The organism is Sphingomonas sp. T1 (genome assembly GCF_902506585.1).
GTDB lineage: Bacteria > Pseudomonadota > Alphaproteobacteria > Sphingomonadales > Sphingomonadaceae > Sphingomonas > Sphingomonas aerolata.
In genome coordinates, this window is record NZ_LR733875.1 from 3,712,965 (window position 1) to 3,738,612 (window position 25,648).

Genomic DNA, 25,648 nt, shown 5'->3' on the forward strand with positions numbered 1-25,648 from the left:
CGGACGCTCAGGGGTTTTCGATCGAAGCCTGCGTGTCCGTATGCGGCGCCTCGAACGTCGCCCAGTCGCCTTCGCCATCCGGGTCGGGGCGGGGCGGTGGCCCCGCAATGCCGTCGTGATCGGGGCGGTCGCCGGTCCGCGCGCGGTGGAGATGGACCTTGGCGATCATGTTCGCCGAAATCGGTGCGGTGATGAACAGGAACAGCGAGATCAGCAGCTCGTGCGCGGTCCAGACGCCGAGCCGGACCTGGAAGAATACGACCGACGCCAGCAACAGCCCGCCGAGCCCGAGCGTCGTCGCCTTGGTCGGGCCGTGCAGCCGCTCCATCGTCGAGGGGAGGCGGACCAGCCCCCAGCTGCCGATCAGCACGAATGCCGCGCCGAGCAGGATCAGGCCGGCGATGACGATCTCGACGATGCCGCTCATTCGACGATGTCCCCGCGCAGGAGGAACTTGCAATAGGCGATGGTGCTGACGAACCCGACCATCGCCAGCAGCAGTGCGGCCTCGAAATAGGTGTCGTTGCCGCCCATCATGCCGATCACGACGATCACCGCGATGACGTTGATCACCATCGTGTCGAGCGCGAGGATCCGGTCGGCGAGCGCGGGCCCGCGGTACAGCCGCCAGCCGTTGAGCAGCAACGCGAGCGCGATGGCGATGGCGGCGATCTGCAAGGCTATGGCGATCATGCGAAGATCCTTAGCAGCGGCGCCTCGTAGCGGGTCTTGATCCGCGCGATCTCGGCGGCCGCGTCCGCGACGTCGAGGGCGTGGACCAGCAAAAAACGACCGTCGGCGGAGACGTCGGACGAGACCGTCCCCGGCGTCAGGCTGATCGTCGCGGCGAGCACGGTGATCGCCTCGGGCGACGACAGCGCGACGGGCACGACCAGCCAGCGCGAGCGGAGATCGCGGTTGCGCCGGAACAGGATCAGCCGCGCGACCTCGAAATTGGCGACGACGATGTCGTAGAGGACGAGGCCGACATAGCCGAGCAGCGCGCGGCCGAAGCGGACGCGCGGGCGATCGGGCCAGAAGGGCTCGGTGAACTTGGGCAGGACGATCCCGAAGACCAGGCCGAGCAGGATCCCGCCGACCGTGATGCTGTTCGCCATCAGCAGCCAGACGACGACCAGCATCGCGGTCAGCGCGGGGTGGGGGAGGAGGCGCTTGATCATCGCGTTTCCTCCGTCAGGACCGCCGCCGCATAGCGATCCGGGGCATAGATCTGCGCGGCGGTCGCCTCGGCCTGCGCGGTCGCCCAGCCGGCACCGAGCGTCAGCAGCGCGAGCAGCGCGAGCAGCGTCGCTGGCGCAATCAGTTCGGCCCGCGACCGGTCCGCGCCGGCGATCGGGTCGGCATCGTCGGCCGCCTTCCAGAACAGCGTGCTGCCGCTGCGGGCAAAGCCGACCACGCCGATCAGCGTGGTGCCCAGCACCGTCGTCCAGATCAGCGGCCATGGCGCGGCCGTGACGCTGGTCTGGAGGATGAACAGCTTGGCGACGAACCCCGACAGCGGCGGCAGGCCGACCGCGGCGATCGTCGCGGCGAGGAACAGCAGCCCGGTCGCCTGCTGGCCCGCGAAGCGCGGACTGGGGACGATCGCATCGCCATATTGGCCGCGTCGGCGCAGCGTCACGTCGGCGACGAGGAACAGTGCCGCGCCCGCCAGCGTCGCGTGGACGAGATAGTAGAGCGCGGCGGCGGTCGTCGCCTGCGTCCAGCACGATACCGCGAGCAGCAGCGTCCCGGTCGAGCCGAGGATCGCGAACGCCGCCTGTTCGCGCATCGCGCGCGCCGCCAGCACGCCGACGAAGCCGATGATCGCGGTCAGCACGGCGGCGGGCAGCAGCCAGGGCGCCGGCACCCAGGCGGCGGCGCCCGCGGCATCGCCGAAGATCAGCGGCACGACCCGGATCATCGCATAGACGCCGACCTTGGTCATGATCGCGAACAGCGCGGCGACGACCGGCGCGGTCGCGGCATAGGTGCGCGGCAGCCACAGGTGCAGCGGCACGACCGCCGCCTTCAGCGCGAACACCGCGAGCAGCAACAGCCCGGCGAGCCGGATCAGCCCCTGGTCGGCCGCGCCCAGTGCGGCGATGCGCTGGCCGAGATCGGCCATGTTGAGCGTGCCGGTCAGCCCGTAGAGCAGCCCCAGCGCGATCAGGAACAGCGCCGAGCCGACGATGTTAACGACGACATAGGCAACGCCCGCCTTCAGCCGCGCCGCGCCCTGACCGTGGAGCATCAGCCCGTAGGAGGCGATCAGCAGCACTTCGAAGAACACGAACAGGTTGAACAGGTCCCCGGTCAGGAACGCACCGTTCAGTCCGAGTAGCTGGAACTGGAACAGGGGGTGGAAATGCCAGCCCTTGCGGTCGACCGCGGTGACGACCGCGTGGAGCATCACCACCAGCGCCAGCACCGCCGCGAGCACCAGCATCATGGCGGACAGCCGGTCGAGCACCAGCACGATCCCGAACGGAGCGGGCCAGCCGCCGAGCGGATAGGCGCGGATCGCGTCGTCCTGCGCGATACCGAACAGCGCGAGCGCCACGACGAGCATCGCGACGCAGCCGGCGAGCGACAGCGCGACGCCGACATGCCGCCGCCGCCGCATTACCGTCAGCGTCAGCGGCGCGATGATCGCGGGGATCACGACCGGCGCGATCACGAGATGGTCGAGCAGCGTCATGCGCGATCCTGCTCCGGGCCGGGGACGGCGTCGGCGATGCCGTCGACCTGATCCGATCCGCTTTCGAGGAAACTGCGCAGCGACAGGATGACGACCAGCGCGGTCATCCCGAAGGTGATCACGATCGCGGTCAGCACCAGCGCCTGGGGCAGCGGATCGGCATGGTCGGTCACGCCCTTGGCGAACAGCGGTGGGCGGTCGACGACGAGCCGGCCGATTGCGAACAGGAACAGGTTCACGGCGTAGGACAGCAAGGTCAGCCCGAGCACGACCTGAAAGGTGCGGCCGCGCAGCGCGAGATAGACGCCGCCTGCGGTCAGCACCGCGATTCCGCTGGCGATCAGGAATTCCAGGCTCATGCCGATGTCTCCTCGTCGGCCTGATCGCGGTTGCGCGCCGCGCGCTGCGCGACGTGGCTGAGCTGGGCGAGCGCCATCATCACCGCGCCCACGACGACGCAAGCAACGCCCGTATCGAAGAACATCGCGGTCGCCAGCTCGACCTCGCCGACCAGCGGAATGTGGAAATAGCCGAAGCTGCTCGTCAGGAACCGCGCGCCGAACACGAGCGAGCCGAGACCCGTCGCGGTCGCGATCAGCACGCCGACCGCGATCAGCGGATGTTCGCCGATCCGGCGGCGGCCGTCGGTCCAGTCGAAGCCCGAGGCGAGATATTGCAGCAGGATCGCAATCGAGACGACCAGCGCGGCGATGAACCCGCCGCCGGGCTGGTTATGCCCGCGCAGGAAGATGTAGAGGCCGACCAGCAGCGCGAGCGGCAGCAGCAGCCGCGTCGCCATCACGAACATCATCGGGTGGCGCTCGGGCGAATGCGGCATGTCGTGCCGCCATTCGCGCAGCCGCCGCCCCGCCGTGCCGCGCGCCGCGGGCTCGAGCAGCGCATAGATGGTCAGCCCCGCGATCCCGAGCACGACGATCTCACCCAATGTATCGAACGCGCGGAAATCGACCAGGGTCACGTTGACGACATTGGTCCCGCCGCCGCCCGGATAGCTGTTCGCCCAGTGGAAGGACGAGACCGTGTCGCGCAGGTCGCGCGTCATCACCGCCCAGGCCGCCCAGCCGGTGCCGATCCCGGCGACCGCCGCCAGCAGCGCATCGCGGCTGCGGCGCGGCAGGCTCGAGAGTTGCGGCGGAACCTTGGGCAGCAGGTGCAGCGCGAGCAGCATCAGCAGGATCGTCACGACCTCGACCGCGATCTGGGTCAGCGCGAGGTCGGGGGCGGAAAGATGGACGAAGGCGAGCGCGATGACGAGGCCGATGACGCTGATGAAGACCAGCGCGAGGAAGCGCTGGCGTTGCATCGCCACGACGATGCCGGTCGCGACGACCAGCGCGAACCAGGCGACGACCGCGACCGGCGACGCGGGCAGCGTCGCGCGCGTCCCCGCGGGCAGCCCGCCGGTCGTCAGCGCGGCGTCGATCCCGAACAGCACCGCCACCGCGAACAGCACGAACAGATAGCGTTGCAGCGACGGCGCGTGGATCGCGAGCGAGGCGTCGCGGCTGCGCGCGACGATCGCCGCCATCGCGCCGTCGAACAGCCGCTTCGCATCGAGCGTTCGCCGCCCGTCCAGCCAGCGCGCGACCGGCGCGCGCCGCCACAGCAGCAGCGCACCGATCACCACCGCGAGCGCACTCATCCCCAGGGCGGGGTTGATCCCGTGCCACAGCGCCAGATCGAGCGCGGGCGGGCTCCCGCCGATCACCGCCCCCGTCGCGGCGCGCACCAGCGGCCCGGCGATCGTCATCGGCAACAACCCGAAGCCGAGCGCGACGAGCACGAGCACGATCGACGGTCCGATCATCGCCATGCCGGGATCATGCGGCGCGGCGACATCCCCCGTCGCGCGAGGCCCGAAAAACTGTGCGGTGGCGTAGCGCAGGGAATAGGCGACCGACAGCGTCGCCGCGATCGTCGCGAGCAGGGGCACGAGCCAGGACCGGCCATCGTGCGCGGCATGCAGGCTCTGTTCGAGCATCATCTCCTTGGAGATGAACCCGCCGAGCGGTGGCAGCCCCGCCATCGCCGCGACCGCGAGCGTGCCGAGCGTCGCGGTCAGCGGCATCAGCGCGGCGAGCCCGCCGAGGCGACGGATATCGCGCGTCCCCGTCTCGTGATCGACGATGCCCGCGTTCATGAACAGCGCCGCCTTGAACGCGGCATGGTTGAGGATGTGGAATACTGCCGCCGTGGCGGCCGCGGGCCTGCCGAAACCGAGCAGCATCACCATCAGCCCGAGTTGGCTGATCGTCGAATAGGCGAGGATAGCCTTCAGATCGTTGCGGAACAGCGCGACGCCCGCGCCGAACAGCATCGTCACGAGCCCGGTCGAGGCGACCAGATAGAACCACAAGTCGCTGCCCGCGAGCACCGGCCACAGGCGGGCGAGCAGGAAGACGCCCGCCTTCACCATCGTCGCGGAATGGAGATAGGCGCTGACCGGCGTCGGCGCGGCCATCGCGTGCGGCAGCCAGAAATGGAACGGGAACTGCGCCGATTTGGTGAACGCGCCGAGCAGGACGAGCGTCAGGATCGCGGGATAGAGCGGCGACGCCTGGACGGCGGCGCCGCGCGTCAGGATCGTCGCGAGCTCATAGGATCCCGCCGCCTGGCCGAGCAACAGCATCCCCGCGATCAGCGCGAGCCCGCCGCCGCCCGTCACCGCGAGCGCCATCCGCGCGCCCTGCCGCGCGTCCGCGCGGTCGCGCCAGAAGCCGATCAGCAGGAACGACGACAGGCTGGTCAGTTCCCAGAATATCAGCATCAGCAGGATGTTGTTCGACAGCGCGATGCCGATCATCGCGCCCTGGAACAGCATCAGGAACGACAGGAACCGCCCGGTCGGCTCAGCCTTGGCGAGATAGCCCTGCGCATATATCACGACGAGCAGGCCGATGCCGAGGATCAGTCCGGCGAACAGCAGCCCGAGCGGATCGAGCCACAGGCTGAGATCGAGCCCGAGCGCCGGGATCCACGCGATCCGCGCGGTCAGCGGGGTTCCCGCGAGGACCGCGGGCGCGGCCAGAAGCAGCAGCGCGAGCCCCGCCGCGCTCGCACCGGCGGCGATCCCGACATGCATGCGACGGCCGCCACGTGCGCCGAGCGCCAGCATCAGCGCCGCCGCGAACGGCAGCACCATCAGGAGCATCAGGGGCATGGCAGATCGTTTCCCGGCGACGTCACGAGACTTGCCATCGCACGATATGGCTTCCGGGTCGACCGGACTACGCCCAGCGGCCCTGACGATATCCCGGGGGCATCGACCCGCGATGCGCGTTGGTGCCGCATCGGGACTCACGCAGACCCGGAATAGCGGAGCGACCATGCGCACGATCGACTTCAGTTCCTGGCAGACCACGTTGCTGACGCTGTTCGGGCTCGCGCTGGTGACGGCGATCGGCGTCGGCATCCGCCTCGTCACGATGATGACGATCCAACAGCGCCGCGAGCGGATCAACCGGCAGATCAACGAACGGCTGCGTACGCTGATCGCGGCCTACAAGACCTTGGGCGGCTCGTTCACGGGCACGCTGACGGTCGACCCCGCGCATCGCCGCGACCTGCGTCGCCGGGGCGAGGCGGTCCCTGCCGATGCCGCGGATGTCGCGATCGACACCGGATCGGACCGCGGCCGGCGGATCCGCGACGCAGTCGAGGCGGCGCTGTCGGACATCATCCTGCTCGGCACCGACGAGCAGGTCCGGCTGGCGGCGCAGGCCGCGGGCGAACTTGCGGCAGGCCGCCCGGTCCCGACGCATGCGCTGGTCGTGTCACTGCGCGATTTCGTGCGCGCCGCACTCGATCTGGCGCCCGTCCCGACCGACCTGGTCCTGCCCGCGCAGGGCCCGACGCGGCCGGCCGCCGGCGGCGGACGCGGCAAGGGCGAGCGCGAGGGGGCCGCTGCAGGCCGGGGGGCGGGCGACCAGCCTCGGCCTCCTTCAGGATGCCGATGATCTGCTCTTCCGAAAACTGCTTCCGCTTCATCTGTCCGTCCCTTTCCGGGGTCGGACTCTAGCTCCAACTGGAGGAAAAAACGGGGGTCACGTCAACTAACCACGTCCGCAGCACTGCCGCATCGACAAGGGTCGTCTGCCAGAACGCTTGCGCCACATTGGGGCGATCAAGCAGCAGGGCTGTCAGGCGTTCGCGTGTTGCAGTGCCGATTGTCACCGGCGTGAGCGCGACTACGCTATGATCCAAGCGCTTTAGAAGCGTTGTTTCGCCGTTGCAAAAATCACCAGGCATTAGGAAGGCGGTGGTTTGCCGCGATCCGTCTACTAGAGTCACGCAGTGCGCTGCCCACCCGTCGATTATGATATGCACATGTTCGGGTTGTTCACCTTCGCGTAGGATGTCTCGGCCTCTTTTAAAATAACGCGTATTGCTGAAGATCGCTAGCAGGCTTGATCGATCATCATCTGATAGGGCGATAACCCTCTGCAGCTTGGCAATTAATTGGTCCATGCTCAGTTCAGAGCTTCATTCACTTTAACAAGCAAGCTCATTCTAGCGGGTTGGGATTTAGCAGCCTTATAGCCGACGGCCACTACCGCGGTCGTCAGCGTCAGGCGACGGCCGCTAACGCCCTCAGGCTCCTCAATAGCGGATGGCCGCTTCTCTCCATTATCGCCATTCAGCGGTCAGATATGTGAAACCCAGTCGCAATCACGACTGTGCGATAAATAGGTGTTTTCAGACGGCAGCCTCCCGACCGTCGCAAAACGCCGTCGCCAACCACCATTGGCGACTACCATGTGTTTGTCGTGTAGTCGCGATTGAGACCGTATTTCTTACATACATACTCGTTGAACGGGGATAATGGAGAGGGAACCGCAGCGGCGGGTTTCGTGCGGCCGAATCGCGTTAGCCATATTGCGGCACTATTGTCGGGCGGTAGGATTCTGGGCAAGCAAATCGCTATGCGCTCGGCTGAATGCAAATTAGTCGAGCTCGCCTTCTATGATCAGTGGGTTACTCCAGATGTGATCATCATTGACTATTGCTGGCGAAGAGCGCCACTCTGCACGGCAACGACGTAGAATGTTTCCGTTTCAAAGCGGACGCGCTCGGTTAAGCGTCCCAAGATCGACCTTGCAGATATAGCAAATCCGGCGCGCCGGCGCTCGATAGTATCTAAGTCCCATTCCGCGAGGAATGACAGCCAATCAGAACGCAAGCGGTCAAAATCGTTAGCCGCAGCTATCCATAATTGTAGTCGGGAATCATTGATTTGACCCTGGCTGAGGCCGCCTAGTAACGCCTCCTCGTTGTGGAGGTGGGCTTTGACAAGGTTATTCAAATTATCCAAGCCAGTGAACAGGGTCCGGCTCAGAGTTTCCGTACCTTCAAGGCTGTCGCATATCAAAATAGCCGCGGCTTCGATGTCTAGATGCTCGGTGACTAGGTGATTGTAGGTAAGCTTAGTGTCCATAGCTAATCACCTTCCTCGTCACGTTACGGTCCGCGAATCGCGATAGAACCCTACTCTAGCCCAATTGCCTTTGCTCGATAAAAAGTCGCCACGCCGCCCGCGTCGTTTGCGATGAAAAAACTTAAAAGGTTTGTATCCCCACATAGAGGGCAGCTGGCGGGCGGGACGCGCGCAGATGCTGCTAAACGTAGGTTAGTACTCGTAGGACGAGATCAAGAGTGTTGTCCGGCACCAAGGGTTATCCCAATGCTACACTGACATATATCATGGGAACCCAATTCGAGGTCAGACACTTCTATCTTTAGAATATTTCTTAGGAGACAAGAAATGCGCATTCTGACTTCGATCGCCGCTATTTCCCTCATCATCCCAAGCGTTGCCATGGCCCAGGCCGGCGGCACGTCCGGTAGGGCCGAGAGCACGACATCCGGCGGCACTATGGGTAGTTCCACTACTAGCGGCAGCATGGGCGGCGGCCAGTTGGGGACGTCAGGTTCGATGGATCAATCGGGAGCCTCGACAAGCGGTTCCAGCACGGCCAGCAAAAACACAACCCGTTCGTCACGCGGTAAGTCGTCAAAAAGCCGCACGCGCGGTACGTCGGGGGCCGGCAGCACAACGAGCGGCACCAGGAGCATGGGCACCGATGGCACGGGCGGTAGCATGGACGGCACGTCGACTATGGGTTCAATGGGTGGCACCGGCACAGACACTTCTACAACTGGCGGCACGATGAGTGGCTCGGGAACGACAGGCTCGCCCCCCAGCGGCGGTACGACGCCGAACTGACACAGCCTAACAACTGTCCAAGGGGGCCGGGCGAGCGATCGTCCGGCCTTTCTTTTTGTTCGACGCGTTGACCATTCGTCCGGTTACGTGGCGTTGTATGTCATTGCTAAGCGAGGCACAGCATGCCTCCATCTTCATAATGCAGAAATCACTGATCTTGCATCAGCGTGTGATATGTTTGCGAAGCAATTCGGCGGACGATCGTAGGCCTGTCTAGATGTTAACCATATTTCGGTAGGAAGGCCTGGTTGTGTCAGGCAGCAATGTCGAAAGGTGCCTCCGTAGTTGGCGCATCGCGCAACACGTAGCCGCGTCCCCATACCGTCTCGATGTAATTGTCACCGCCACATGCCAAACTGAGCTTCTTGCGCAGCTTGCAAACAAAAGCATCGATAATTTTGACTTCAGGCTCTTCTATCCCGTTATAGAGATGATTGAGAAACATATCCTTTGTTAGCGTCGTGCCCTTGCGTAGCGACAGCAGTTCCAGCATCGCATATTCCTTGCCGGTCACGTGGACACGGCTACCGTCGACTTCCACCGTCTTCGCATCCAGGTTCACCCCCAGCTTGCCGGTGCGGATAACCGATTGGCTGTGTCCCCTCGAACGACGCACGACGGCTTGGATGCGGGCGATCAGTTCCTCGCGGTGAAACGGCTTGGTAATATAGTCGTCGGCACCGAAGCCGAGCGCGCGGACCTTGGAGTCCATCTCGCCGATACCGGAGAGGATCATCACCGGCGTCAGAACCTTAGCTGCACGCAGCTTCTTCAACACGTCGTAGCCGTGCATGTCCGGCAAGTTCAGGTCGAGGCAGATGATATCATAATCGTAGAGCTTCCCAAGATCGACGCCTTCCTCACCCAGATCGGTCGTGTCGACGTTATACCCTTCGACCGAGAGCATAAGCTCAATGCCCTTTGCGGTCGTCGGCTCGTCCTCGATCAGTAAGATACGCATTGTTCTCTCCTCGAAGGCCCAGTTTCGCCGGGTAAACCCTTTATGTCCCGAAACAGTTAACACGGCCGTAACTTTAAGCCAAAAGCCAACGACGCGTAATATTTCTGCTCGGACGGTTTGCGTAGCCGTAGCGATCGCGTGACGAGTTTGTCACAAACGACTTTCTTTCATTCAAATGAAGGATCGCACCATCAAACCGTGGGATCAAACACCTAGGCTTCTAGGGGGCCAACTTCGAAATGCTCATCATCCGGGGAATGGTCTACAATACCGACAGCGTGCCGTGGTGAAGGCTGTTCGTTGTTACTTGTCTTGCCGAGGACATCATCCCGACCGCGCCGATCGCGGTCCGCACGACGGTTAACGTTTATTCGATAAGCGGATGACTTGAGGGCTTTAAGACTTAAAGCTTAAGTCAAACTCCCTGCCCGTCCCAGCTGGGGCGGCATCGTGACGAGCAGGGAACCCTTCACGGGGAGGCAGGGCCTCGTCTACCGAATAAGGCTTTGTGGTTAAGATTTAGTTAACGGCCTGTATCGAAGCGCCGTGTAAACACACGGCGGGCAGGCCAGAGCGGGCGAGGAGCCGTCCGGCCTTGGGTAACAACCGAACCTCAGAATTGCTTCATTGCTGGAGAAGCATAATGATGACGGCATCAGAACCGCCTTGGCTTTGCCATTCGGGCAAACTGTCAACTCGAACTGCACCGGCCTGCCGGTTTTTGCCTGCACGACGATCGCCGGGTTCGGACATAGCCACCAAGGACGATGTCGCCGATCCTCATCTTCACTACATCACAACTACGCAGTTTGCTGTCGATCGGCAGGTCGAGCACCGCCCAATCCGTAGTCGCTGATGCTGATCGAGGAAGAAGCGAATGGCCCAGACCTGTTGCGGCTTGAGCGCACACTTGGCACCCACTTTGCGCCCGCCGTTCCAGGGGCGGCGTCCGCCTGCAATTGGATCGAACTCTGACGTACCCATACCCGCTTCGCCTTCCAGCGGGGGGTAACTGCTCTGAATTGCTTGATACATCGGGGTTGAACTGTGGCATTCGAAAAGCAACCGTTCCGCAGCCGCCCAATGGCGGATATTTGGCTTTTATTGTATGAGTTGCGAATGAAACCTGATCGATATGAATGGCTGAACGACGAGCGCGAACGTTTCGCACCTGAAGGTACGGGGGCTCGGCACGTCAGCTATGTATACGCCGAGCATTTAAAGCGCGCTGGTGGCATGATGCTCGCGATGCTCCTTATAATCTTCATTATAACGGGACTTCCCCAAACTCCTGACGGTCCTGTGCAGCGTCGGGCGGCACTTGTAACCGGCATCGTCTTCGTGGCATTCTCAAGTGCGGTTTTAGGTTGGCTGAAACCTGCCGGAATTATGTCAAACTGGGCACTATGGACGACCTTAGGGATGGGGTGCTTAATGGTTCTAATAGGGCTTCTGACTTAAATAGCCTCTGCTTTTGCCCGACGTGTTGAAATAGTCGGCTTTGCAGTAGTGTCGGCGGTCTGACTCAATCTTCGCAAGGTGATCAAAGACGAGCCGATGATAAGCGAGCGAACGGTAGCGCAAGAAGCGCTGTTCTACAGCTTCAGTTTGGAGCGGCATGTTCCTGCGGACCACATGCTGCGTTCAATCGACCGGTTCGTCGACCTGTCGGGAATCCGCAAACATTTCAAGCCGTTCTACAGCGAGACGGGACGGCCATGGCGCGGTCATAGCACCGGATGAAGTCGCATAGCTGATCTGCTCGATCACGACGTCGGCCAGACGCTCGTGACCGTCCACCAGTAGCTGCTCATGCTTCGCGATGTTGAAGCGCGCCCTGCGTCTTGTCGACGCCGAAGTGCTGGCCATTAACCTTAACCGCTTTATTTGCGGCAAGGTTGGCGCGTATGCCGCATCATCTCGGTACAGCTCACGCGGCTTGGGGCGGTTCAAAGCTATCGCAACGATATCGTAACGGTGGTGCGGATACGCTTCCTTTCATGAGCATAGTTGCCGCCCGTAATAACGCCGTATCAGCCCTTCGCGGCATTGCCATAGCGATGGTTGTTCTCGGACATATCAACAGAGGTTTGTTGGAAAAGCGTGCCGGAGCGCTGGAACTATCGCTCAACACCTTAGACTTCGTTCTTTATACCGTTCATATGCCAATCTTCTTTTATCTGGCGGGATATTTTACCTCGCAATCACTCGCGAACCGAACGTCAGCGATCTTTACAAAAAGCCGATGGCCCGCAATCGTTTATCCTTATCTGCTCTGGTCTGTCATCATTGTAGCCACGAATTTCGTGCTCTCGAGTGTCGTCCACATCAATCATATTGTTCCGCCGGCTGCGCTTTCGCGGATAGCCTGGAATCCGATAAATATTCTTTGGTTTTTGTATGCTCTGCTTTGTATGCAGTTGGTCGCTATCGTGTTTCGGAAGTACCCATATCTGCTTCTGGTCATAGCGCTTGGCGCATCACTCGTTGCGACGCTGGGTGCTTCGTTCTTCCAGGCCAACGTTGCCAGCAAAGTTGGAGCCCATGCTCCGTTTTTTGCCCTCGGTTTCGCGCTAGCCGCTGCCGGGATCCAACCAATCCCGGTTACTATAAGGACAAAGTGGTTCGCTGCGGCGGCGCTCGCCGGATGGATCGCTACGTGTTTGGTCGCTTACACGTATGGGATGCAAAACCCGACGACGTTCGCTTTGCTACCAGTCTCGATACTGGGCATCGCTGCGCTGGCGTCGTTCAGCCTGATCGTTACCGGGTCCGGTAAATCCGTAGTTGGGAGACATCTCGCACGAATGGGCGATGCGTCACTGCCGATCTACCTCCTCCACTCTTTTGCCCTCGCTCTTATTCCGCGTACCCTGAGGGTGCTCAACGTCCAGTCACCGTTGCTCGAACTCGCTGCAGGGTTCGCGATCGGCGTGTACCTTTCTTGGGGCATTTATTGACGTCCCCCCTGTTTTTTAGTCCATTTTGAGCGAGAGTTTTCCGGCCTTGAGAAGCCTTCGGGCAAGGAGCTGGAAATGAAGAAATCTAGGTACACGGACGAGCAGATTGCCTTCGCGCTGAAGCAGGCGGAAACCGGCACACCGGTGGCCGAAGTCATCCGGCGGATGGGGATTTCGGAGCAGACGTTCTACCGCTGGAAGAAGGTGTACGGCGGTCTCGGGGTTGGCGAGCTGAGGCGCCTGAAGCAACTCGAGGATGAGAACCGGCAATTAAAACAGCTGGTTGCCGACCTGAGTCTGGACAAGCACATTTTGCAGGATGTCCTGTCAAAAAAGCTCTGACGCCTGGACGACGACGCGAACTCGTCGCGTACGTCCAGGCGTCCCATGCCGTGAGCGAACGGCGCAGTTGCTCGGCGCTGGGCGTCGAGCGGTCGTCGGTGCGCTACATCTCGCACAAGCCGGACCAGACACCGCTGGTGATGCGCATCCGTGATCTGGCGGCGACGCGGACGCGCTATGGCTATTTCCGGATCTACATCCTGCTGCGCCGGGAAGGATGGGTCGTGAACCACAAACGCGTCTATCGGCTATATCGGAATGATGGACTGAGCCTTCGGCTCAAGAGGCCAAGGCGCAACGTCAGCGCTGCCAACCGCGAACGCCAACCTGCGGCACTGGCGGCGAACGAGATGTGGTCGATGGATTTCGTCTCGGACGCCCTGTTCGACGGCCGGCGGTTAAGAGCGCTGACCGTGGTCGACGCCTTCACCCGCGAAGCGCTGGCGATTGACGTCGACCAGGGGATCAAGGGCGAACAGGTCGTCGCCGCGATGGCACGGATCTCGTCTATCCGCGGCGTGCCCAAGACCATTCGCGTGGACAATGGTCCGGAGTTCATCTCGAAGGCGCTCGACCGCTGGGCGTACGAGAACGGCGTGACGCTGGACTTCAGCCGACCAGGCAAACCGACCGACAATGCCTTCGTGGAGTCGTTCAACGGCCGCCTTCGCGACGAGTGCCTGAACGTGCATTGGTTCCTGTCCATCGCCGACGCCCGAGCCAAGATCGAGGCCTGGCGACAGGACTATAACGAGAGCCGTCCTCACACATCGCTTGGCTGGATGACGCCGGTCGAATATGCTGCTGCAGCGGCCGCAAAGGCGGCCGAATGAACGCTGGAAACTCACCCTCAGGTTGGATGAGAAACCGGGGGACCCTCATTATCTGCTGATCAGGAAGGTAGGGGTGGATGGGCTACTGGGGTTTGACTCAAAAAAGGTGCCTCGGCTTCGCAAGGCGTGATAGCTCACTTCGTCAAATGCTGGGCCGGCGCGATTTGCACCGAACCGTTGCGTATCGACACCTCAATGCGGCCTAGGTGTTTAGTCCCGGCATCTGGTGGATCGGGTCAACGATGAACCGGTCTGGTTCTGAAGTCCAGATTTTGGCGATGTATTCGTAGGGTGTGAGACCGCTGAGCGTCTTAAGCCGGCGGGCAAAATTATACGCAGCCATGAAGTCGGCGAGGTGCGTCTGTAGCTGCTCGTGGCTCTCGTAGTGGAAGCGTTTAACGGTCGCCTCCTTGATGGTGCGGTTCATCCGCTCGACCTGACCATTAGTCCAAGGGTGGTTCGGCTTTGTGAGCCGGTGCTCGATGTCGTTCGCCTCACAGATCATGTCGAAGCGCATCTGCCGCGACCAGCCGGTGTTGCGGTTGCGCGGCTGCTCAGCGAACTGGACGCCGTTGTCGGTCAGGATCGTATGGATCCGGTACGGCACCGCTTTCAGCAAGTGTTCAAGGAACTCCCACGCCGTTCGCCTGTCAGCCTTTTCGACGAGCTGGGTGACCGCGAACTTACTCGTGCGGTCGATGCCGACGAACAGGTAGAGTTTGCCTTCGGCTGTCTGAACCTCGGCGATATCCATGTGAAAGAAGCCGATCGGGTAGCGCTTGAAGCGCTGTCGCTTTGGCTTGTCGCCCTCAATATCTGGCAGACGGGATATGCCGTGCCGCTGCAGGCAGCGGTGCAGCGTTGGCCGTGTCAGATGCGGGATCGACGGCTGCAATGCGTAGAGGCAGTCGTCCAGCGGTAGCAACGTGTGACGCCGGAATGCGACGACCGCTGCCTCCTCGGCTTCGGTCAGAGTCGTGGAGTGAGGGGCCTTCGGCCCGGTCTTTAGATCCTCGACCGTCGCCCGCTTGCGCCACTTCGCCACCGTCTTCGGGTTGATCCCGAGCTCTCGGCTCAACGTCGAGAGCGAAGCTTGCGATCGCTGTATTGCTGCTCTGACGGCGTGCGTGGTCGTGGCGCTCCCGTGACGTACCTGTCCCACATGGCTTCCTTCCATTCTAACGAAAGGATCGCACCATCAAACCGTGGGATCAAACACCTAGCTGGCCTCCGCCCTTGGAGGCGAAACATTGCCGGCGTGGCCTTCCAAGAACCGGCACGGCCGCTTCTGCGCTTGCGACCTGCATCGCATGCTATTCGAGCAGGTGGGGGACATCGCAGAATGTCTTTCCGGGCGCACGCTAAGGGCGATTGGCTGATCCCGGCCAAAACCGCTCCCGAGGTTTGTTGATCTCGCTCCACAGATAGTCGCCGGTGAGGATGATATGCTCCCAGCCCAGCGGGGCGACATGGGTGAATAAAGTGTCGGGCACGTCGATGACCGGTCGCGCAGGTGGCGGGCGGCACGATCAAGATAGTCAACTCGCGGCCATCCACTGATCCAGAGCGCAAGCCTGTTAAGACAAGCGGACCCTCCTTTCTACTGCCAGCGTTGGTAGAGAATTACATAGCGCCGAACTACCTGTAGCGCTTTAACAATTTCCAGGCTTACGAAACACATCGACAGCGCTGACTGTCCTATCTAAGAAGCCACGAGCAACGCTCTGATACAAAACTTTCACTATCTAACAGCGATCTTCGCGTTCCCGTCACTGGGATGAAAGGTAACCGGATTTGGACACGATATGCGCGGAGAGCAGTGAGTTCATAACCCCACGCCGAGTGCTCATCTCCTCTAATTATCGTGCATGGCCCGAGGTCTACAATGGACAGTCATACGGCTTTCTAAACGTCATATCGCAGATCGAGACCTGCGACTCAGTACAACCCGAACCGGCCTCATATTCAATTGGACGAGGCCTTAGGCCCAATGCCCCATTCTTGGTTGGCGAGCTACGGCATCGTATTGCATCACAGACTAGGCGCGCTCTTGGACGCCCACGCACTTCCAACTGTGCAGTAACAGAGATTGCGCAGGATTATGACGTATTTATGTTCATGTGCCAATTTCCGCTTGAGCTCGGGGCGCTAGAACGGCTTAAGGGTTGGAGAAAGCACTCGAAGATTGCGGTTGCATATGTTTTGGAGACATGGTCTTATGCGCTTCATGAAACACGTCACGAGTTGGCACTTCTGAACGACTTTGATCATGTCTTTGTTTTGAACGCTCAAAGTATTGAAACCCTAAGTCGCTATGTTACGGTCCCAATCTCGTTTCTGCCGTCGGCAACCGATTGTCTTCTCGCCACGCCTCCCATCCCAAGCGTAGAGCGTGTAATTGACGTTTTTAGTTTCGGCCGCCGCGCAGCGCCTATCCATCGGCATCTCCTCGGACTTGCAAAAGCCGATCCCGAATTCTTTTATATATTCGACACGGCTAAAGGTGGAGAAATTACAGACTTTGCGGAACACCGCATGCAAACCGCCAATCTGCTTAAGAGATCCAGGTATACCATAGGCTATAACCCTCGAGATCTCGGCGTATATCATAGGGAGGGAGCGCCCCGTGAGGATGCGCTATCGACGCGCTACTTTGAAGCGGCAGCCGGAGGCGCTATCACGCTTGGATCTGCTCCGCTTTGTGACGAATTCAACGATCTATTTGACTGGCCAGACGCCGTTATTAATCTGCCGACTTCAACGAAGAACCTAAAGGAATTTTTAGACGAACTTGAGCAAGAGCCGGAGCGGCTTTTGGCGGCTCGCCGCAATAATATATACCAATCTCTTCGGCGTCATGACTGGTCACATCGATGGCGTGATATTCTCACAACTATTGGCTTGTTACCTACGTCTCAACATGTGGAACGCATTGCAAAACTTGATCGGCTTGCGAATCTCTTTTTAAAAAGCGAGCAGCCCCACCAAGTAGCTCGGGCTGATAGTTAGTGCATTTCAGGCAGAACAGTTTTAGGCCAAAAGCCGCTCCTTGACAAGTTGAGCGATAGCTAATGAGGCAGTAAGCCCGGGTGACTCTATTCCAAATAAGTTCACTAGTCCTTGCAAGCCATGTACTTCTGCTCCTTGAATTGCAAAGTCTGCGGCTGGATCCTCGGGGCCGCTTAGCTTCGGGCGAATGCCAGCGTAACCAGGTGTAAGACGGGAAGCATCAATATCGGGCCATATCAATCTTGCTGCTGCCAGGAAGCTTGCGCCTCGTGTTGGGTCAACGTGATAATCAGCTTCATCTATCCATTCGACATCAGGCCCAAAGCGCCCGGAGCCTGCCATATCGAGAGTGAGGTGGGTTCCAAGACCGCCGGGAACTGGCACCGGATAGATAAGTCGGCGAAATGGAACCGGGCCATAATTAAAGTAGACGCCACGGGCAAAGCGTACTTGCGGCACCGTTTCAGCCGCTAAGCCTTCTATAGCACGCGCAAGAACGTGTGCAGTCAGCCCGGCTGCGTTGACTATACGGCCTGCAGTGATTACCGGCTCGCCCTCACCGCGCATATAGACACTCCAGCCTTTTGCGTGCTTCGCTAAATGTGAAATCGAAGTTTGTGCAACGAAGGTGGCGCCTGCAGCTTCTGCATCTCCGAGCAGCGCAAGCATATAAGCATGCGAGTCAATAATGCCAGTAGACGGCGATAAGATTGCCTCGTGGCACGGCAAAGCCGGCTCTAAACTCAACACCTCATTTCCGTCTATTCTAATGAGGTCGTGTACACCTGCAGCCTTTCCCCGATCCATGATCATGTCGAGGGAGGTTGACTGTTCGGGAAGGTTGGAGAAGATCAGCTTTCCCGTTCGTCGGTGGGGCACCCCCTTATCGGCACAGAAGGCATAAAGCATCTCGCGTCCCGCAGTACACAGACGCTCCTTCAAAGTCCCTTGTGGATAGTAGATGCCGGCGTGAATGACCTCGCTGTTTCGCGAGCTGGTCCAAGTCCCAAATGTAGCTTCCCCGTCAACGACAAGAGTATTTAGCCCTGATTGAGCAAGCTCCCGCGCGACGGCGAGCCCGATAACACCTGCGCCGATGACAACGACCTCAACGTGCTCCACCAAAGCCTCCCAAACACGATCGGATTGTCGAGAATATTTCGACGGTCAAGGATTTACGCATCTTTTAGCCGAGCTTGTTCTGCCCCACGTGGAGCCACCGGTTGGAGGAAAACTTAGATAAAAAGTCGTCAGAAGAGCGATGGGTTATCTGGATCGAGAAGGGGCCAATTTTCGTCCTTGTCTGAAATCACCGAAATAGGAAGAGGCCACTTAATCGCCAGCAATGGATCATTGTAACGTACCCCTCCCTCGGCAGAGGGTGTGTAAGGAGCAGACACCAGATACGTTACTTCAATATCGTCAGCCAGCGTCTGAAAGCTGTGAGCAAAGCCCGGAGGTACGTAGAGTTGCCGGCGGTTATCGGCCGAGAGTTCGAACGCTTCGTGGCGCAGATAGGTTGGCGAGCCGCCGCGTAAATCTACGATCACATCCATGATTGATCCGCGCGTGCAACGAATAAGCTTAGCTTCAGCATGTTGCCCTCGCTGGAAATGCATACCGCGCACCGTGCCCTTCTGGGCAGATACAGACATGTTCTGCTGCACATAATTTGCAACCATACCGCGTGAACCGAACTCGTCGTGGCAGAAGGTTCTGGCGAACGAGCCTCGGGCATCACCACGGGGCTCTATATCGATAAGCCACGCGTCTTTTAGGCGAGTTTCAGAGTAAATCATTTTTAGGTCTCTCAGGAACTGCGAGTTTCGCTTGAGAAGCGATCACGCTGCTCAGCATAAAGAAGGTCTATTAGTCGTCCCTCAGGAAGCAGAATGTCATCGAATACAAGCGCACGGTCTTTCAGGACAGGTCGGATCACTTTGGCGCCGAGGGCAAGCCCTAAAGGCAGCAAGTTTTCCGCATCGATAACGTCGCTGTTTTCTGCAACGCCGTAAGCCTCGTAGCCGCCTAATTCACTGATCACCGTTTCCGGTGCTAAGTCCATCTTGGCAACGGCGATTACACCTACGCGTGGCCCGCCGATCGGCGCTAGCACCGCGTCACCGAAAAGCGCTGCGCGAGCTATCGACGTGGGAACTTCAAAATGACACAGGTGGTACGGGGTGTAGAAACAGTAGTATGGCCCTGTGCCCAACTTATAGAGGTTGAGAAAATGCTGCTGCCGTGGGTCGTCGTGCGTACCTAATACAAACACGCCAGGTCCGGGCCGTGCGCCCACTACATAATCGACGAGTCCTCGATCAGCTGTAGCAAGGACGTCCGAGAAAGAAGCGACCGTCTCCTCAAGTGGGACTAGCGGCGCCGTGGGATCGCCGCCTGAAAAGTCCGGACCGAGCATGCCCCGTTTTGCTACCTGGAATCCCGTTCCATTGGCTACGATAGCCTGCTCGAATGAAATCTTCGTACCGTCGGCGAAAGACGCGACCATCGCAGGCTTCTGGCCCCATTTTTCCGCAAAGGAGCGCTGGGTCGTCGGGTTTCGATAAGGGTCATGCAGACCTTTTATGTTGCCGCACAAAACTGGCTTAACCCCGAGACCAGCAACGAACCGATACAAATTCATCTGCACGCCAGGCTGATCACCATCAGAAAAAGTGTAAATGACGCCCGCGGCATCGGCTTTGGCCTTTAGTATCGGACCAACTGTACCGTCCAGTTCCGCGTTCATGTGCACAACGTGCTTACCAGCCTCGATTGCGGCCACTACAACACGTGCTGCATACTCAATTGAACCGGTTACTTCGACAAGAACATCAACGCCGTCCGCGCATGCCATCCCGATCGCATCCTCGGTCGCAATGCATTCGCCCGCTGCGATCGCGTCTTCAATGGAAACCTGGCCCGTTCGGATCGCAGGCTGAATTCCCACGTCGGTCAGTGCGCGAACCGCCGCATCTACATGGCGGTTGACGACGCCAACAATTTGCATTCCTCTCGTCGCGGTGACGATCTGGCGAACAATCGCCGCCCCCTGAAAGCCAGCTCCGACGAGTGCAACTCGGATTGGCCGCCCCTCCGCTTCCCGGCGGATCAGTGCTGTATCGACAAGTATCACCCGACTACTCCCAAACTTTCCATGGAGCGCCCGCTATCCATTGTTCCTCGAGCAGGTGGCGGTCACGAAGCGAATCCATGCTTTGCCAGTAACCGTCATGTGGATGGCTTGCCAGCTTCCCTCGCTGAATAAGTCTTTCCATTGGCTGACCTTCCAAAACGGTCTCGTCACCGTCAATCAGGTCAAGCATCGCCGGCTCACAAACAAAGAACCCGCCATTAATTAGCCCGCCGTCATGAGCACCCTTCTCCCGAAATCCCTCCACATGCGCTCCATCATCACTCAACCTGAGGGACCCATAGCGGCCGGGCTGGACCACCGCAGTCATCGTGCACCAGGCGTCGGTGGACCGGTGAGTTTGCAGGAGGGTCGGAATGTTAACATCGCTCAGGCCATCACCATAAGTGAGGCAGAAAGTGTCGTCCGCAAGCAGATGCCGAGCACGACGTAGTCGTCCCCCTGTCATTGTCTCACTTCCGGTATCGATCACGGTGACACGCCAGTCTTCCGCAACGGCCTCTGCCCATTCAACACCGCCGGACTTTAGGTCGATCGTGAAGTCACACTCATTCGCCCTATAATTGAGAAAATAGTCTCGGATATACTCGACCTTGTAACCGCCCAGTATTACAAAATCTCGCAATCCATAGTGTGCATAAAACTTCATAATATGCCACATTATCGGGCGACCGCCAATTTCAACCATAGGCTTGGGCTTTATTGTTGTTTCCTCGCTCAGGCGAGTACCAAAACCACCTGCGAGCAGTGCTACCTTCATGCGTCAGCTGCCTTACCCGAGAACCGACTCCAAAAAAGATCCTCTGTTAAGCGCTGTTTCTCAAGATGGTCCTGCAGCACCCGGAGGCGGATCATCGAAGACGTCCGGAAATTCTCATCACCGAATTGCAATTCCCGCAGGCCCTTGATCAAATTGCGAATAGAGTCATCTAGTGCCATTATCGGCTGATGTTGCGGTGCGAGTTGCGCATATTTTGCGAAATTAACCTGATAGGAGCGACTGTCAGCCGGCGCGTCAGTAGCAATGCTGACTTCGGTCCCGGGAAGTGCCTCTGCAACCGCAGCCGCAAGGTCACGGACCTGGTAGTTTGCTGAATCTGTTCCTGCATTCACGACTAGGAAGCGGCCACCATTCGCGACGGAGCGAGTTGCCGCCCACTCGATCGCACGTGCCATGTCTTCAGTATCGATCAGTGGGCGCCATGGCGTGCCGTCGCTAAGGACGCTAATTCTGCCAGACGTAAGCGCCGCAGCAACAAAATCGTTAAGCACAAGGTCAAGCCGCAGGCGACTAGACATGCCACATGCCGTGGCAAATCGAAGACAGGTGATTGTCATCCCCCCCTCGACTCTACCAAGACCTTGCTCGGTTCCGATCTTCGAAGCGGCATAAGCAGTTATCGGATTGAGGGGATCTTCTTCCCGGCGAGGGCCTCCGTCGGCAACGCCATAGACACTGCAGCTAGATGCGAAAACAAAGTTCTTGACACCGGACTTGCTCGCCAGTTCTGCAAGAGAGATCGAAGCATCTTGGTTTATGGCCTGCGTGACATCTGAAAAACGACTCCCCATGGGATCATTTGAGACCGCTGCAAGGTGTACAACAGCGTCAAACCCTTCTAGGGCATCTGGACTGATTGACCGGATGTCACCAAAGCTTTGATTGTTCAGCAAGCGCTCAGGCAGCGCTTCAACGTCAGTCAGGCAGTGGGCGAAAAATGCGGAATCGAAGCCATGCAAATATGCGTTAGGCATTGTTGCCCGCAACCTACGGACAACAGCTGGCCCGACATAGCCAAGGTTACCAGTGATCAATACTCGCATTTTTGTCCTTGCCCTTACCCAAGACTGACCGCTCGGAAGCGGTAAATGAATGAAACACATCCAGCACTATCGGATACGCCACCCAATAGCGAGCAGCAGATGCTCGCGTATAATCCGCTCTGATCGTCTCGAACTTGCTCCCCAGTTTGAGGTGCTATGCCTCCGTAAAAGGTGCGCGCGCGCAAAAGCCACCACTCCAGCTTTCCCAAGATGGAACACAAATTGTAAGAAAACTCGCTGGCCCGCCGCCACCTGACGTTCTTTTCGTGAAAGCGGATCGGAGGGCGCCGAAAAGTGGCTCCGCTTGTCTGAAGAGGCTCGCGCTCTGGATAAGTGAATGGGCGCGGCTGATATCGAGCTGCTGCGCTTGGCGGGCCAGCGGCAGCGCATGGTCACGGTCGATCATCGCTTTGCGCTCCGGCAACAGACCGGCTTTCCCGAGCGCACCGGCCAAAAAATCGTTCGCCAGCGTCAGCTCGCCAATCTTGGCGTGCAGCACGGTTATATCGACTGCGGGTTCGCTCGTTGCCGGCGCCGCGCCGAACACGTCTGCCGCCCCCTCCAGCAGCTGCGCCCGCCACTGGTTGATGAGGTTGGGATGTACGTCATACTGCTGCGCGAACTCGGCTAGCGTCTTCTCGCCTCCCACGACAGCCAGCGCCACCTTGGTCTTGAATGCCGGGCTGTGGTTCCGACGGGGTCGCTTGCTCATCTTGCTTCCTCTTCGCGGCCAGCATGGCCGCTGTCAGATCGGCAATCCACTTATCCCCGCTATTCAGATCCTAGAGCCGGCAGGCGTTCGCACGGCGTGGTCGTGATCTGACGTCGGATCAGGTCGAACGGCTCGATGCCCTGCTGCGCATCGGGGGAAGACCCACCCGCTCGTCCCTGGCCTGGATACGCGACTGGCCGGAAGCCCCCGGTGCCGCCAACCTCAACAAGGGCGAAGCCCGCAACGCGCTCGCCCGCGCCGTCTTCTTCAACCGGCTCGGCGAACTGCGTGACCGCAGTTTCGAGAACCAGCGGCACCGTGCCTCCGGCCCCAGCCTCATGGTCTCGGCCATCATCCTGTGGAACACCGTCTATCTCGATCGTGCCGCCCGTCACCTGCGCGACCGCGGCATCGACGTGCCCGACACTTTATTCACCCACGTCGCACCGCTGGGCTGGGAGCATATCAGCCTCACCGGCGACTATCTGTGGAGCGAGATCGACAAACCCTGGGAGCGGTTCAGGCCGTTGCGAACTACGGGATCAGCTAATCGCCCTTAGCGTACGCGTGGAAAGACAGTCTGCGATGACACCAGGAAGATACTGCGCATCATGGCCCACACGCTTCGCAGCAGCCAATCGGCACGCATCGCCCGTCAGCGGGATTCAGACGGCCACCCGTTCGCCGCGCGCAAAGCGCAGCCCGCCGGCCGGCTGCGGCGAGGCGGGACGATCAAGCGCAAAGCCATGTTTCGCAAACTTCGCAACACGACCAACCTGAAGGCTGGGTCGACCGACACCGAGGCGTGAGTCGGGTTCAGCGGACGAGCTGCGCGTATCGCTCGCGTGCACCAAGAGGGGCTTGAAGATGCGCCGACGAAAGGCACGAAACCCGTCCGATACGCGCAACGTGTACTGCTTGGCGACACCGATGCGGAGCGGCAAGAATTATTCGACATTCTGCTCAATTATTGCGCCGGCAGAAATGCCTATCAAAAAGATGATGTCAATTTGCCTGCTGAAAACTTGAAACGTACTACTGAACGGCAATAACGGCCCGTTTATGCGTAACCAGGCACAAAAATCTATCTGCTTACTTGCTTGGTCAAATCACTTGAGGGTAATTTGCTGAGGCAAGCTATAAACGACCATAGCAAAGCGGCAGTTTTTATTGAAAATGTAGCTGTCCCACCAACAGTAAGCCAAGCCAAAATATAGATTGCGGCACTCCAAGATCCCCTGCGCTGCTCCTCCGACCCGTAACGTGGATAATAAGTCAGGAAAAGAAGATAAACAAAACCTCCAAAGAGGCCGATTGATGCCAAAATAAAAGCGTATCCGCTATCGAATGTTTTCTCTACCTTCAACGGATTTCCAGCAATTATTTCTGAAAGGTTAAATGTGTTGAGGAGGCGATATGTAACGCCTAACCGACCAGTTAGATCATCTCCAACGGCGTTTTGAAGGTGAGATCCTAATGCGAATATGGCGCCTACGATTATGAATGGTATTGCAAGAACGATATTCCTATTAATCCACGGAAATATGAAATACCCTATTGGCATAAGAATGCACATAAGAGCGCCCATTCTCGCGTTGTTACTCGCAATTATCAGACCAATTGTTGAAATCTGAATGGCCTTTTCTTTCCAATTAAGACGTAGCCAAGATCCATTCAGAAACGCCATACAAACAATTGCGTATGAGTTGATCGAAACCTGCTCAAGAAATATTGAGGAGGTTCGGCGCCCCGAAAACAGTCCCAAACTAAAACGGCCTTCAAAAACGATTGTCCCGACACTCAGGCCTGAGTCATCAAACTCATTTCTTGCAGTCCCCCGTGTCAGCTCATAGTAGCGCGCAGGCGAGAAAAAGGCAGCATAACTCTCTACGGAAGTTATCTCCCAAATCAAAACGACAAGCGTCATTGTTGATGCTATAAAGAATGCACGCCGGATAAACTTGTAGTCCATCCTTTGTCCAAGCATACTAAAGACGGTTATCAGGGCAAAATTTCTGATACTGCCAATGTAAACTTGGTCAAAAGATATTGACGCAACTAGGGCTAGCGCCCCAATAAACCAGAGCAGGGCCAGCGGCATCACGTCACGGCCAGAAATACCAGTTGAGAGTGATAAGCCCAGGCAACCGAACGTTATAATGACTTCGACTGCCGCTACGCTAGAATAGCCTAGCGTGATTCCCCGCGCCACCAGAGCCGCTAATATGGCATTGTATAAGACGGCTACCACAATCAAAGCTAAAGCAATTCTATTGCCAGTAACATTGAAAGTCTTGGAGGTTGCACCAGGCAAACCACTGACGAACGCGGTTGGGCGAACCCGCCGCCCTGCCATCACCATGCTTCGCACTCGCTACAAAGCCTTTTACCCTCCGGTTTTTTTCTACCACAATAGCAGGTATCTGACGCAAGTTGGATGCGATTATCCAAAGCGTTCTTGTCGTAGAGCTTTCCGGGCCATAGAAAGACTTTTCTGAGCACTTCTCGAACTAACATGCCGGTCTCCAGCTAGCCCTGCAGTCCGCGAGGCGCTCTTTGCCCCTATGCCGTCCTCGCCGGCAGATCAACGATGCAACTCAAACACGCTAAGCTAGACCCCCTGCCCACCACCCCGCCGGCGTGTGAGATGGGGCGAAATGCTTGCAGGCGGAAGGCTGACAAGATCACGTGCGCGGCCGGGAGGGGTGACTTCACGGCCGGGCAAACAGATTTCGTTGGCGGTGCCGACACCGTCGGGATGGGGTGCCCGTCCTTGTTACAGCTACAGACAGGGCGACCAGCTCGTGACGCATACCAGCAATCTGCAGGTGGCAGATAGCCAATGAACGACTGCGCCGATTTGAAGGCCTGCTACGCTGGCGCTCCTCGTTGATGCCGGCGAACGCCA

22 protein-coding genes and 4 pseudogenes are annotated in these 25,648 nt (G+C 59.0%); 8 read left to right on the forward strand and 18 right to left on the reverse strand.

What is annotated here, in order from left to right; all coding sequences use genetic code 11:
* Positions 1–7: 7 nt before the first annotated feature.
* Genes GV027_RS17025 through GV027_RS17050 form a run of 6 tightly spaced genes read right to left on the reverse strand, consistent with a single transcriptional unit; the run spans position 8 to position 5,882 of the window.
* On the reverse strand, positions 8–427 hold the full coding sequence (locus GV027_RS17025) for a Na+/H+ antiporter subunit G (RefSeq protein WP_159512568.1): 420 nt from the start codon (positions 425–427) through the stop codon (positions 8–10).
* Complete coding sequence (locus GV027_RS17030; protein ID WP_037531531.1) at positions 424–693, reverse strand: K+/H+ antiporter subunit F; 270 nt, start codon at positions 691–693, stop codon at positions 424–426. The genes GV027_RS17025 and GV027_RS17030 overlap by 4 nt, the downstream gene beginning before the upstream one ends.
* On the reverse strand, positions 690–1,181 hold the full coding sequence (locus GV027_RS17035; protein ID WP_056408796.1) for a Na+/H+ antiporter subunit E: 492 nt from the start codon (positions 1,179–1,181) through the stop codon (positions 690–692). The genes GV027_RS17030 and GV027_RS17035 overlap by 4 nt, the downstream gene beginning before the upstream one ends.
* Positions 1,178–2,701 (reverse strand): monovalent cation/H+ antiporter subunit D, encoded by a 1,524-nt coding sequence (locus tag GV027_RS17040; RefSeq protein WP_159512569.1) that lies wholly within the window; start codon positions 2,699–2,701, stop codon positions 1,178–1,180. The genes GV027_RS17035 and GV027_RS17040 overlap by 4 nt, the downstream gene beginning before the upstream one ends.
* On the reverse strand, positions 2,698–3,060 hold the full coding sequence (locus GV027_RS17045) for a Na+/H+ antiporter subunit C (RefSeq protein ID WP_031440531.1): 363 nt from the start codon (positions 3,058–3,060) through the stop codon (positions 2,698–2,700). The genes GV027_RS17040 and GV027_RS17045 overlap by 4 nt, the downstream gene beginning before the upstream one ends.
* Entirely contained in the window at positions 3,057–5,882 is a 2,826-nt protein-coding gene (locus GV027_RS17050) for a monovalent cation/H+ antiporter subunit A (RefSeq protein ID WP_159512570.1), read from the reverse strand. The genes GV027_RS17045 and GV027_RS17050 overlap by 4 nt, the downstream gene beginning before the upstream one ends.
* 166 nt (positions 5,883–6,048) lie before the next feature.
* On the opposite strand from GV027_RS17050, the gene GV027_RS17055 reads away from it, so the two are divergent.
* Positions 6,049–6,678 carry a hypothetical protein gene (locus GV027_RS17055; protein WP_159512571.1) on the forward strand — a complete coding sequence of 210 codons (630 nt, stop codon included), beginning with the start codon at positions 6,049–6,051 and terminating at the stop codon, positions 6,676–6,678.
* Between the two features lie 58 nt (positions 6,679–6,736).
* Here the strand turns inward: GV027_RS17055 and GV027_RS17060 are convergent, their stop codons facing one another.
* The 3 genes from GV027_RS17060 to ctrA all read right to left on the reverse strand — a co-directional run bounded on the left by GV027_RS17060 (position 6,737) and on the right by ctrA (position 9,906).
* On the reverse strand, positions 6,737–7,189 hold the full coding sequence (locus GV027_RS17060; protein WP_159512572.1) for a Crp/Fnr family transcriptional regulator: 453 nt from the start codon (positions 7,187–7,189) through the stop codon (positions 6,737–6,739).
* A 532-nt stretch (positions 7,190–7,721) separates the two neighbouring features.
* Entirely contained in the window at positions 7,722–8,156 is a 435-nt protein-coding gene (locus GV027_RS17065) for a hypothetical protein (protein WP_159512573.1), read from the reverse strand.
* A 1,042-nt stretch (positions 8,157–9,198) separates the two neighbouring features.
* A complete protein-coding gene (gene ctrA, locus GV027_RS17070; RefSeq protein WP_159512574.1) occupies positions 9,199–9,906 on the reverse strand; it encodes a response regulator transcription factor CtrA in 708 nt (235 codons plus the stop codon).
* Positions 9,907–10,953: 1,047 nt separating this feature from the next.
* Between ctrA and GV027_RS17075 the strand changes: the two genes are divergently transcribed.
* Together GV027_RS17075 and GV027_RS17080 are read left to right on the forward strand one after the other, a co-directional pair.
* Complete coding sequence (locus GV027_RS17075) at positions 10,954–11,367, forward strand: hypothetical protein (protein WP_159512575.1); 414 nt, start codon at positions 10,954–10,956, stop codon at positions 11,365–11,367.
* Positions 11,368–11,463: 96 nt separating this feature from the next.
* Positions 11,464–11,625 (forward strand): annotated as a pseudogene (locus GV027_RS17080) (IS5/IS1182 family transposase); the annotation flags it as partial.
* Here GV027_RS17080 and GV027_RS21500 read toward each other — a convergent pair.
* Positions 11,551–11,775: a hypothetical protein gene (locus GV027_RS21500; RefSeq protein ID WP_236559357.1), complete on the reverse strand. Its 225-nt coding sequence runs from the start codon at positions 11,773–11,775 to the stop codon at positions 11,551–11,553. The pseudogene GV027_RS17080 and the gene GV027_RS21500 overlap by 75 nt on opposite strands.
* Before the next feature lie 131 nt (positions 11,776–11,906).
* Here GV027_RS21500 and GV027_RS17085 point away from each other — a divergent pair, with 131 nt between their 5' ends.
* Together GV027_RS17085 and GV027_RS17090 are read left to right on the forward strand one after the other, a co-directional pair.
* The gene (locus tag GV027_RS17085; protein ID WP_159512576.1) at positions 11,907–12,866 is read left to right on the forward strand and encodes an acyltransferase family protein; all 960 of its coding nucleotides are present in this window, start codon (positions 11,907–11,909) and stop codon (positions 12,864–12,866) included.
* 75 nt (positions 12,867–12,941) lie between these two features.
* A protein-coding gene (locus GV027_RS17090) for an IS3 family transposase (RefSeq protein ID WP_159512577.1) occupies positions 12,942–14,041 on the forward strand; the annotation gives its coding sequence in 2 pieces (ribosomal slippage) (positions 12,942–13,194 and positions 13,194–14,041; 1,101 coding nt in all).
* A gap of 202 nt (positions 14,042–14,243) precedes the next feature.
* Here the strand turns inward: GV027_RS17090 and GV027_RS17095 are convergent.
* Complete coding sequence (locus GV027_RS17095; RefSeq protein WP_159512995.1) at positions 14,244–15,203, reverse strand: IS481 family transposase; 960 nt, start codon at positions 15,201–15,203, stop codon at positions 14,244–14,246.
* 950 nt (positions 15,204–16,153) lie between these two features.
* On the opposite strand from GV027_RS17095, the gene GV027_RS17100 reads away from it, so the two are divergent.
* A complete protein-coding gene (locus tag GV027_RS17100) occupies positions 16,154–17,050 on the forward strand; it encodes a glycosyltransferase family protein (protein ID WP_159512578.1) in 897 nt (298 codons plus the stop codon).
* A 21-nt stretch (positions 17,051–17,071) separates the two neighbouring features.
* Here the strand turns inward: GV027_RS17100 and GV027_RS17105 are convergent, their stop codons facing one another.
* The 6 genes and pseudogenes from GV027_RS17105 to GV027_RS17130 form a co-directional block, all read right to left on the reverse strand.
* Positions 17,072–18,172 carry an NAD(P)/FAD-dependent oxidoreductase gene (locus tag GV027_RS17105; RefSeq protein WP_159512579.1) on the reverse strand — a complete coding sequence of 367 codons (1,101 nt, stop codon included), beginning with the start codon at positions 18,170–18,172 and terminating at the stop codon, positions 17,072–17,074.
* A gap of 128 nt (positions 18,173–18,300) precedes the next feature.
* Positions 18,301–18,849, reverse strand: a complete 549-nt coding sequence (gene rfbC / locus GV027_RS17110) for a dTDP-4-dehydrorhamnose 3,5-epimerase (protein WP_159512580.1) — start codon at positions 18,847–18,849, stop codon at positions 18,301–18,303.
* Between the two features lie 11 nt (positions 18,850–18,860).
* Entirely contained in the window at positions 18,861–20,186 is a 1,326-nt protein-coding gene (locus GV027_RS17115) for an NAD(P)H-dependent oxidoreductase (protein ID WP_159512581.1), read from the reverse strand.
* A gap of 4 nt (positions 20,187–20,190) precedes the next feature.
* Positions 20,191–20,964: a glucose-1-phosphate cytidylyltransferase gene (rfbF, locus tag GV027_RS17120; protein ID WP_159512582.1), complete on the reverse strand. Its 774-nt coding sequence runs from the start codon at positions 20,962–20,964 to the stop codon at positions 20,191–20,193.
* The gene (locus tag GV027_RS17125) at positions 20,961–22,028 is read right to left on the reverse strand and encodes an NAD-dependent epimerase/dehydratase family protein (protein ID WP_159512583.1); all 1,068 of its coding nucleotides are present in this window, start codon (positions 22,026–22,028) and stop codon (positions 20,961–20,963) included. Before GV027_RS17125 ends, rfbF begins: the two co-directional genes overlap by 4 nt.
* A 343-nt stretch (positions 22,029–22,371) precedes the next feature.
* Positions 22,372–22,740, reverse strand: a pseudogene (locus GV027_RS17130) (transposase); the annotation flags it as partial.
* Between the two features lie 140 nt (positions 22,741–22,880).
* On the opposite strand from GV027_RS17130, the pseudogene GV027_RS17140 reads away from it, so the two are divergent.
* Together GV027_RS17140 and GV027_RS21505 are read left to right on the forward strand one after the other, a co-directional pair.
* Positions 22,881–23,300: pseudogene (locus tag GV027_RS17140) on the forward strand (Tn3 family transposase); the annotation flags it as partial.
* Between the two features lie 33 nt (positions 23,301–23,333).
* Positions 23,334–23,792, forward strand: a pseudogene (locus GV027_RS21505) (phage virion morphogenesis protein); the annotation flags it as partial.
* A gap of 32 nt (positions 23,793–23,824) precedes the next feature.
* Here GV027_RS21505 and GV027_RS17155 read toward each other — a convergent pair.
* Complete coding sequence (locus tag GV027_RS17155; protein WP_159512588.1) at positions 23,825–25,102, reverse strand: hypothetical protein; 1,278 nt, start codon at positions 25,100–25,102, stop codon at positions 23,825–23,827.
* Positions 25,103–25,648: the final 546 nt, after the last annotated feature.